This is a genomic window from Mycobacteriales bacterium, from assembly GCA_036497565.1.
Lineage (GTDB): Bacteria > Actinomycetota > Actinomycetes > Mycobacteriales > QHCD01 > DASXJE01.
Genome location: DASXJE010000028.1, coordinates 1 through 8,554, shown reverse-complemented (window position 1 = coordinate 8,554; position 8,554 = coordinate 1). Strand labels below are relative to the sequence as shown.

Annotated in this window: 8 protein-coding genes; 6 read left to right on the top strand and 2 right to left on the bottom strand. The window is 70.4% G+C overall.

The annotated features are described in order from the left end of the window. Positions 1-1,386: alkaline phosphatase family protein (locus tag VGH85_02885; protein HEY2172735.1), on the top strand; the 1,386-nt coding region annotated here is incomplete at its 5' end. Positions 1,387-1,478: 92 nt separating this feature from the next. On the opposite strand, the gene VGH85_02880 is transcribed toward VGH85_02885, so the two are convergent. Continuing rightward, positions 1,479-3,284: a hypothetical protein gene (locus VGH85_02880; GenBank protein HEY2172734.1), complete on the bottom strand. Its 1,806-nt coding sequence runs from the start codon at positions 3,282-3,284 to the stop codon at positions 1,479-1,481. Positions 3,285-3,425: 141 nt separating this feature from the next. Between VGH85_02880 and VGH85_02875 the strand changes: the two genes are divergently transcribed. The 3 genes from VGH85_02875 to VGH85_02865 are packed head-to-tail and all read left to right on the top strand — an operon-like array spanning position 3,426 to position 6,597. Then, the gene (locus tag VGH85_02875) at positions 3,426-5,207 is read left to right on the top strand and encodes a glycoside hydrolase family 2 TIM barrel-domain containing protein (protein ID HEY2172733.1); all 1,782 of its coding nucleotides are present in this window, start codon (positions 3,426-3,428) and stop codon (positions 5,205-5,207) included. Positions 5,208-5,237: 30 nt separating this feature from the next. After that, the gene (locus VGH85_02870) at positions 5,238-5,738 is read left to right on the top strand and encodes a low molecular weight protein-tyrosine-phosphatase (GenBank protein HEY2172732.1); all 501 of its coding nucleotides are present in this window, start codon (positions 5,238-5,240) and stop codon (positions 5,736-5,738) included. 1 nt (position 5,739) lies between these two features. Next, positions 5,740-6,597, top strand: a complete 858-nt coding sequence (locus VGH85_02865; protein ID HEY2172731.1) for a fructosamine kinase family protein — start codon at positions 5,740-5,742, stop codon at positions 6,595-6,597. 7 nt (positions 6,598-6,604) lie between these two features. Here VGH85_02865 and VGH85_02860 read toward each other — a convergent pair whose 3' ends face one another. Beyond that, a complete protein-coding gene (locus VGH85_02860; protein HEY2172730.1) occupies positions 6,605-7,435 on the bottom strand; it encodes a DMT family transporter in 831 nt (276 codons plus the stop codon). Between the two features lie 106 nt (positions 7,436-7,541). On the opposite strand from VGH85_02860, the gene VGH85_02855 reads away from it, so the two are divergent. Beyond that, positions 7,542-7,835, top strand: a complete 294-nt coding sequence (locus VGH85_02855; protein HEY2172729.1) for a DUF2218 domain-containing protein — start codon at positions 7,542-7,544, stop codon at positions 7,833-7,835. Between the two features lie 93 nt (positions 7,836-7,928). Beyond that, the coding region (locus tag VGH85_02850) for a zinc ABC transporter substrate-binding protein (GenBank protein HEY2172728.1) at positions 7,929-8,554 on the top strand (626 nt) is incomplete at its 3' end.

Below are 8,554 nucleotides of genomic sequence, written 5' to 3'. Positions count from 1 at the left end.
TTCGGCACCTATCCAAATGCAACGAACCCCAGCGGTGACCCGAAGTTCGTCGCCAAGCCGGGAACACCGTCGGTCAACGGGCTGACCTCGACGTTGCTGCACAGCAACCCGAACTCCGCGCAGCCCACCCTGCTCACCCGCGGCCAGGCCGTCACCTGCGACCAGAACCACAGCTACCTGCCGGAGCAGCAGGCCGTCGACCACGGGCTGTTGGACAAGTTCGTGCAGTTCACGCAGTCCGGCGACTGCTCGGCGACCTTCACCGGCGAATACTTCCGACCGGGACTCGTCATGGACTACTACGACGGCAACACCGTCACCGGGCTGTGGAACTACGCGCAGAACTTCGCGATGTCGGACAACTCATACGACACCACCTTCGGACCGTCGACGCCGGGAGCGCTGAACCTGATCTCCGGCCAGACGCACGGCGCTACGGCCACCGGCACCGGCGCACCGATCGCCAACGGGACGCTCTTCGGCGACGCCGACCCGACCCTCGACGGCTGCGGCAAGGGCACCACCGCGCAGATGAGCGGAAAGAACGTCGGCGATCTGCTCAATGCCAAGAAGATCACCTGGGGCTGGTTCCAGGGCGGCTTCGGGCCGACCAGCCGCGGCGCCGGCGGCGCTCCGGTCTGCGGCGCAACCCATGCCAACATCGCCGGGAGCCAGGCCGCCGACTACAGCGCCCACCACGAGCCGTTCCAGTACTACGCGTCGACCGCCAACCCGAAGCACCTTCCCCCGTCGTCGGCGGCAATGATCGGGCACAGCGACCAGGCCAACCACCAGTACGACCTCAGCAACTTCTGGACCGCGGCCGATTCCGGCCGCCTCCCGGAGGTCAGCTTCCTGAAGGCTCCTGAATTTCAGGACGGCCACGCCGGCTACTCCGACCCGCTGGACGAGCAGACGTTCCTGGCCAACACCATCAACCACATCCAGCTTCTCCCGCAGTGGAAGGACACCGCGGTCGTCATCAACTACGACGACTCCGACGGCTGGTACGACCACCAGATGGGGCCGATCGTGAACGCGTCGAACGACCCCTCGAACGACGCCGTCGGCGGTGCCGGCAACTGCGGTACGCCGGCGCCGGGGGCATACCTCGACCGGTGTGGATACGGTCCGCGGCTGCCCATGCTGGTGATCTCGCCGTACGCGAAGCGCAACTTCGTCGACAGTGCGGTCACCGACCAGTCATCGATCCTGAAATTCGTCGAATCCAACTGGTCATTGGGCCAGATCGGTGACCAGTCCTTCGACGCCAAGGCCGGCCCCATCGACGGCATGCTCGACTTCGCCAAGCGAGGATCCACCAAGCCGGTGCTCCTCAACCCGTCGACCGGTGAGGTCACCAAGCACGTCCAGCTCACCCACTGATCGCCGAACACCCTGGCGTGCCTCGCCGACCGATCCCAGGTCGGCGGGGCTCGCCCGCAAGGTCGCCGAGCTCGCGGCCGCGCTGCCGCGGGTCACCTGACCGGCACGCTCCACAGGTCGACCCCGCCGACGCTGGTGGGCGGCGCCCCCAGAACGCGGGAGAACAACGAGATCACCGCCGGGCGGTCATCGGTCGGGCCGACGACGACGGTGTGCACCTGCCTGGCGTGCAGCTCGTCGAGGATGGAGTCACGCACCGGCGGTGTGACGCTGATGGTCGCGGCGTGATCGATGGCCTCGGAGATCACGTTGGGCCCGCCCCAGTGCAGGCCGGGCACGATCACCCATCCGTCCATCATTCGATAGCGCATCCCCCCGTTGGCCTGCCAGAGCGACGGATGCTCGTTGCCCGGGCCCTTGATGTAGGGCACGACGAGGGCCACCGACCCGTCCGGGATCCGGTTCTGCGCAGCGGTGGTGAAGAACGGCGGCGTGACGACGGTCGTCGTCCGCAGGCCACCCGGCACCAGTGACAGCGCGACGACGACCACCAGCGCCGCGCCGGCGATCTTCCACCACAGGTGCCGGGCGCGCACCAGCTCGTCGACGAACACCGCGATCAACAGCGCGGCGAACAACGCGATCGCGAGGCTCACCCGGCCGGGGAGCAGGTTGCCGAGTAACGGCAACCGGGCGAAGCCGGCCCACGGCAGCGGGATGCTCTTGTGCCCGTTGAGGTGCAGGTGCGGGCCGAGGGACAGCACTGCCAGCACGACGACCAGGATGGCGGCGACCGGTACGACGGGCCGGCGCCGCCACGTCCGTATGGCCACGACGACCAGCAGCACGATCAGCGGAATGCCGATGTAGCCAGTCCACTCCGAGGCGTTGCCGGTGAACGACGGCTTGCCCACCCCGAAGTCGAACTGCTGATTGACCGGCCAGACCAGGTTGAACAGGTCGGTCGAATAGGTGCCGGGCTGGTGCGCGCCGGGCGCCCGCTGTGGTCCGCGCAACTGCACGTAGAGCGGGTATCCGGCCAGGACGACGAACGCGACGGCCGCGCAGACCCCGCCGCCGACGACGTAGCCGATCCGCGACCGGACGGCGTGCGGGTGGAGCAGGCAGAGCACGATCACTGCGACGACGCCGGCGATCACCTCGATGGCCAGCACCTCTTCGCTGGTCAGCAGCTGGCAGGCGGCGACCACGCCGAGCAGCCCACCGATCAGCCACGACCGCCGGCGTTGCCGGACCAGCAGCTCGTCGACGAGAACCACCGTGACCGGGACCAGCGCCAGCAGGATCAGGTGCAGGTGGCCGGAGGTGTGGCCCATCACGAACGGGCAGAACGCGAACGCCAGCGCCCCGATGCCGGCGGCAAGTCGGCTGTCGACGTAACGACGGAAGGCCCAGTACGCGGTACCGGAGGAGGCGATCGGCCCGAGCACGATGAGCAGGTTGTAGGTGAAGACCGGCCCGGCGAGTGCGGTGATCGGCGAGACGAGCACCGCGGGGAACACCACCGACGTGTTCCACATGAGGTTGGTGCCCCGCGGGAAGAGCTGATACGTGCTCACCAGCGGGTCGTGACCGTGCAGGATCGCCTGCGGGATCGCGTGCGGCATCCAGGCCAGGAACCACATGAACTGCTCAGGGTCGCCGGTGTTGCCGCGCCAGGTCTCTCCGCCGGCTGCCCACAGGCCGCCGCCCAGGTAGGCGACACTGAACCCGGCAGCGATCGCCATCACCACCAGCACGGGCCACGACCGCCGGAGGAGTCGCGACCGTCGGGACGAGGATGCCCTGGCCGCGCGCGCCGATCCGGCCGCGGTCGACCCGCCGCGCGGTGCACCGACGACGCCGAACTCCTGCTGCGCGTCCGACGTCTCCTGCATCGCCATCCCTACGAGGTGCCGATATTGCCTCCGCCCGAAGACAGACCCTAACAAGGCCAAGGGGAGGCCAACGGCGTCCACCGAATAGGCTGCCTCCCCGAGCCGAGGACCGGCTCTACCCCAGACCCCAGGAGGATCGCTGTGACCTCGGTCCCGCGCAGCGAATACCCGCGACCGCAGTTCCGCCGCGACGACTGGCGATGCCTCAACGGAACGTGGGGGTTCGCGATCGACCGGGCCGACACCGGACTCGAGCGGGGTCTGGTCGAGCGCGAGCTCGGTGACGAGATCGTCGTCCCCTTCTGTCCGGAATCCGCGCTCTCCGGGATCGGCGACACCGACTTCCTCGAAGCGGTCTGGTACCGGCGGACGGTGACGATTCCGGCGGACTGGGCCGGGCGCCGGGTGTTGCTGCACTTCCAGGCCGTGGACTACGACGCCACGGTGTGGGCCGACGGGGTGGAGGTCGGTCGCCACCGCGGCGGGTTCACCCCGTTCAGCTGCGATCTGGGCGCCCGCACCGGCGAGATCACCATCGTGATCCGGGCCCGCGACAGCAGACACGGCCCGCAGGCCCGCGGCAAGCAGTCCACCCGGTACGAGAAGTACGGCTGTCTCTACACACGGACCACCGGCATCTGGCAGAGCGTCTGGCTCGAGCCGGTGCCCGAGGTCCACCTGCGCCGGCCGCGGATCACCCCCCACGTCGGCGCGGGCGTCATCGCGGTCACCGCACCGGTGTCGGCCAACCGGCCCGGCCACCAGCTGCGGGTCACCCTGCGCGACGACGCCGGACCGGTCACGACCGCCACGGTGCGCGCCGACCTCGACCTGGCGCCGCAGCTCTTCCTCCCCGTGCCGGAGGACCGGCGTCGGCTGTGGTCGCCCGAGGATCCGTTCCTCTACGACGTCCGGCTCGAACTGCTCGACGGGTCCGGCGCCGTGGTGGACGCTGCGGACAGCTACACCGGGCTGCGGTCGGTGGCGATCGACGGGCAGGCCGTGACCGTCAACGGCCGGCGGATCTTCCAGCGGCTGGTGCTCGACCAGGGCTACTACCCGGACGGCGTCATGACCGCTCCGGACGACGCCGCTCTCATCGCCGACATCGAGTTGGCCAAGGCGGCCGGCTTCAACGGCGCCCGGCTGCACCAGAAGGTGTTCGAGGAGCGGTTCCTCTACCACGCCGACCGGCTCGGCTATCTCGTCTGGGGCGAGTTCGGCGACTGGGGCTGCAACGTCGGGCCGGCCGGGGACAACCAGCAGCCCGGCGCGACCTACGTCGCGCAGTGGCTCGAGGCCGTGGAACGGGACTACTCCCACCCGTCCATCATCGGCTGGTGTCCGCTCAACGAGACCCACCAGCTGCTGCACGACCGGACCACGGTGCTCGACGACGTGACCCGGGCGATGTTCCTCGCCACCAAGGCGGCCGACCCGTCCCGGCCGGTGCTGGACACCTCGGGCTACTCCCACCGGGTGCCCGAGACCGACGTCTACGACTCGCACGACTACGAGCAGGACCCGGCGACCTTCGGCGCGCAGATGGCCGGGCTCGCCGACGGGGCGCCGTACACCAACACCGGCCCGCAGGACACCCGCTGGTCGACGGACTACCGGGGCCAGCCCTATTTCTGCAGCGAGTTCGGGGGCATCTGGTGGCGGTCGAAGCCCGACGACGACGGCGAGTCGTGGGGCTACGGCGAGCGTCCCGGCACCATCGAGGAGTTCTACTCCCGGTTCGAAGGGCTCACCGCCGCGCTGCTCGACGACCCGCGGATGTTCGGCTACTGCTACACCCAGCTCACCGACGTCCACCAGGAGCAGAACGGCATCTACGCCTTCGACCGGAGCTCGAAGTTCTCCCTCGACCGGATCCGTGCCGCCCAGACACGACCGGCCGCTTACGAGCGGCGTGATTGACGTCGGGTCGCCAACTGCGACGATGAGGACATGGCTACGCCGTACCGCGTCACGTTCGTCTGCTCGGGCAACATCTGCCGGTCCCCGATGGCCGAGTCGGTGCTGCGCAGCATGCTGGCGGCCGAAGGGCTCGCCGACGCCGTCCGGGTGGACAGCTTCGGGCTGGGCGACTGGCACATCGGCGAGCCGACCGACGCCCGCGCGCTGACGGCGCTCCGTGGCCGCGGCTACGACATCGTGCACCGGGCGCAGGTGATCGATCCCCAGGACCTCAGCGAGCAGGATCTGGTGGTGGCCATCGACCGTGACCACGAGCGGGCCCTGCACGGTCTGGCGGCCACCGCCGAGGACGCCGGAAAGATCATCCTGCTGCGGTCCTTCGACGACACGGCCGGCGAAGACCTCGACGTACCCGACCCGTACTACGGCGGGACCGCGGAGTTCGAGCGGGTGCTGGACATGGTCGAGCTGAGCTGTCGCGGGTTGGTCGCCGACCTCGCGAAGCGGCTGGCCGACCGGCCCAGCCGCTGACATGGCGTCCGGGTCCGTCGCCACCCGGATCGCCGCGGCGACCGGCAGCGGCGTCGTCGAGGCGACGGAGATCACCGGGGGCGACATCTGCCGGGCCTGGCGGGCGCGGCTCGCCGACGGGCGCACCGTCTTCGCCAAGAGCCGCGACGACGCGCCGGACGGCTTCTTCACCGCCGAGGCGGCCGGGCTGGAGTGGCTCGCCGAGGTCGATGCGGTACCGCTGCCGGAGGTGGTCGCCGTCGGGGCCGACGTCCTGGTGCTGACCTGGATCGACTCCGGTACGCCGTCCGCTTCGGCCGCCGACCGGCTCGGCCGCGGGCTGGCGGACTTGCATCAGGCCGGAGCAGCGTCCTTCGGTGCCGGCTGGCCGGGCTTCGTCGGCACGCTGCCGGTCGACAACACGCCGTCCGGATCGTGGCCGGACTTCTACGCCGAGCGCCGCCTGACCCCCTGCCTCACCCTGGCCCGCGACTCCGGGGCACTCGACGCCGACGGTGCGGCGCTGATCGAGCGCGTCATCGCCCGGCTCCCCGACCTGGCCGGTCCGCCGGAGCCGCCGGCCCGCATCCACGGTGACCTGTGGGGCGGCAACCTGCTCTGGGCGGCCGACGGTCGCGCGTGGCTGGTCGACCCGGCCGCCTACGGCGGTCACCGGGAGACCGACCTCGCGATGCTGGCGCTCTTCGGCGCACCGGATCTGGACCGGGTGCTCGCGGCCTACGACGAGACCGCCCCGCTCGCGGCGGGGTGGCGGGACCGGGTCGGGCTGCACCAGTTGCACCCGCTGCTGGTGCACAGCGTGCTCTTCGGTGGCGGTTACGCCGCCCGCGCGATCGCCACCGCCCGCCGCTACCTCTAGCCGGCGCTCAGCCCCGCGCGATGAGCACGACGGCGACGACCGCACAGAACATGCCGACCACCTGCACCCGGGTGCTGCGCTCCCGCAGCACCACCGCGGCCAGGATGACCGTCGCCGCCGGGTAGAGCGAGATCAGCACGGCGACCAGCGACAGCAACCCGTGCGCCGTGGCGTAGAGATACAGGACTGTCGCGCCGGCGCCGAGCACCCCGACCGCCGAGATGCCGGGCAGGTCCTTGACGCGCGGCGCCAGCGGATAGCGGCGTACCAGCGCGATCCCGACGACGGCGACGACCGACACGGCCTCCGAAGCCAGCACCGGCCACGCCCCGGCCGCCGAGCCGGCCCGCTGCAGGGCGATGAAGAGCAGGCCGAACCCGGCGCCGGCGACCACACCCTCGATGACGCCCGAGGGCCGCTCGGCCTCCTCGGGCGCGCCGGAGAGGGAAACGAGAACGATCGCAGCGAGTGCGACTCCGATCCCGACCAGCGCCGCCGTCGAGGGACGGTCGCCGGTCAGCAGTCCGACGACCACGGGCACCACCGCCGCGATCACGCCGGACAAGGGTGCGACGACGTTCATCCGGGCCTGGGCCAGTCCCCGGTACAGGGCGAGCGTGCCGATCGTCGTTCCGACACCGGCGAGTGCGCCCCAAACGAAGCCGCGCAGGCTGAGCGAGCCGGGGAGAAAGGGCAAGACGATCAGCAACGAGACGACGGCGGCGGTCTGCGCGACCGCGACCACACTCCAGTTGCCGGCCCGGCGGGTCATGAGACCCCCGATGAAATCCGACGCGCCGTAGGAGACCGCGCCGATCAACGCCAGTACGACCGCCACCGCCCACCCCCCTCCGCCTCGCGAGGGTAGGGGCGCAGGCTCACCCGGCGCGGGGCGGTGTCGGGCCGGTTGCCGTAGGCATGTCGACGATATATCGTGACGCATCATGACGACAACCACAGCCCGCCTGGACACCGAACGTCCGGAGCGCTTCATCAAGCAGTTGGTCTCCCACCTCGGCAACCGCCTGGAGACCTCCGCACCGGATCCGCGCCACGGCAGCGTCCACATGCCCGACGGCGGGACGTGTGAATTGACCGCCGACGCCACCGGAATCTCGCTCTCCGCCGAGGCGGCCACCGACGACGACCTCGCGCGGATCCAGGACGTAGTCGCCCGGCACCTGCTCCGGTTCACCGACATCCCCGCGCTCACCACGGACTGGGCGCCCGCGGCCTGACACTATCGCAATTGACAACCGGTATCATTATGGGATGCTGGGGCCACCGCGCGCGGCTGACTGCGCGCACCGGCCCGTCGACCCGGAGATCCCATGTCCCGTCGCACGATCGCGCTGTCCGCGGCGATGGCGACGATGGCGATCGGCGTCGCGTCCTGCAGTACGTCGCCGCGGTTGACCTCGGCACCGGGGCCGGACGGCGGCAAGACGGTGACGGTCGGGGCGAGCATCAACGCCTGGGGCAGCATCCTGAGCCAGCTCGGCGGCCGGCACGTGCAGGAGACGTCGATCATCACCAACCCCAACACCGACCCGCACGACTACGAGCCCACGCCCGCTGACGGCCGGACGATCGCGACCTCGCAGCTGTTCGTCGAGAACGGGATCGGATACGACCCGTGGGCGGCGAAGGCCCTGCAGGCCGGCGCCGACCCCCGCCGGGTCGTCGTCGACGTCGGGCGGGTCACCGGGATCCCCGAGGGTGGTAACCCGCACCGCTGGTATTCGCCGACCGATGTGGCGAAGGTCGCGGCGACGATCACCGCCGACCTCAAGAAGGTCGATCCGGCCGATGCCGGTTACTTCCAGGACCGCTACCGCATCTTCCAGACCACGGCGCTGGCGCCGTACCACCGGCTCATCCACGACATCAAGGCCAGGTACGCCGGCACGCCGGTCGGTGCCAGTGAGTCGATCTTCGCGCCGCTCGCCGGTGCGCT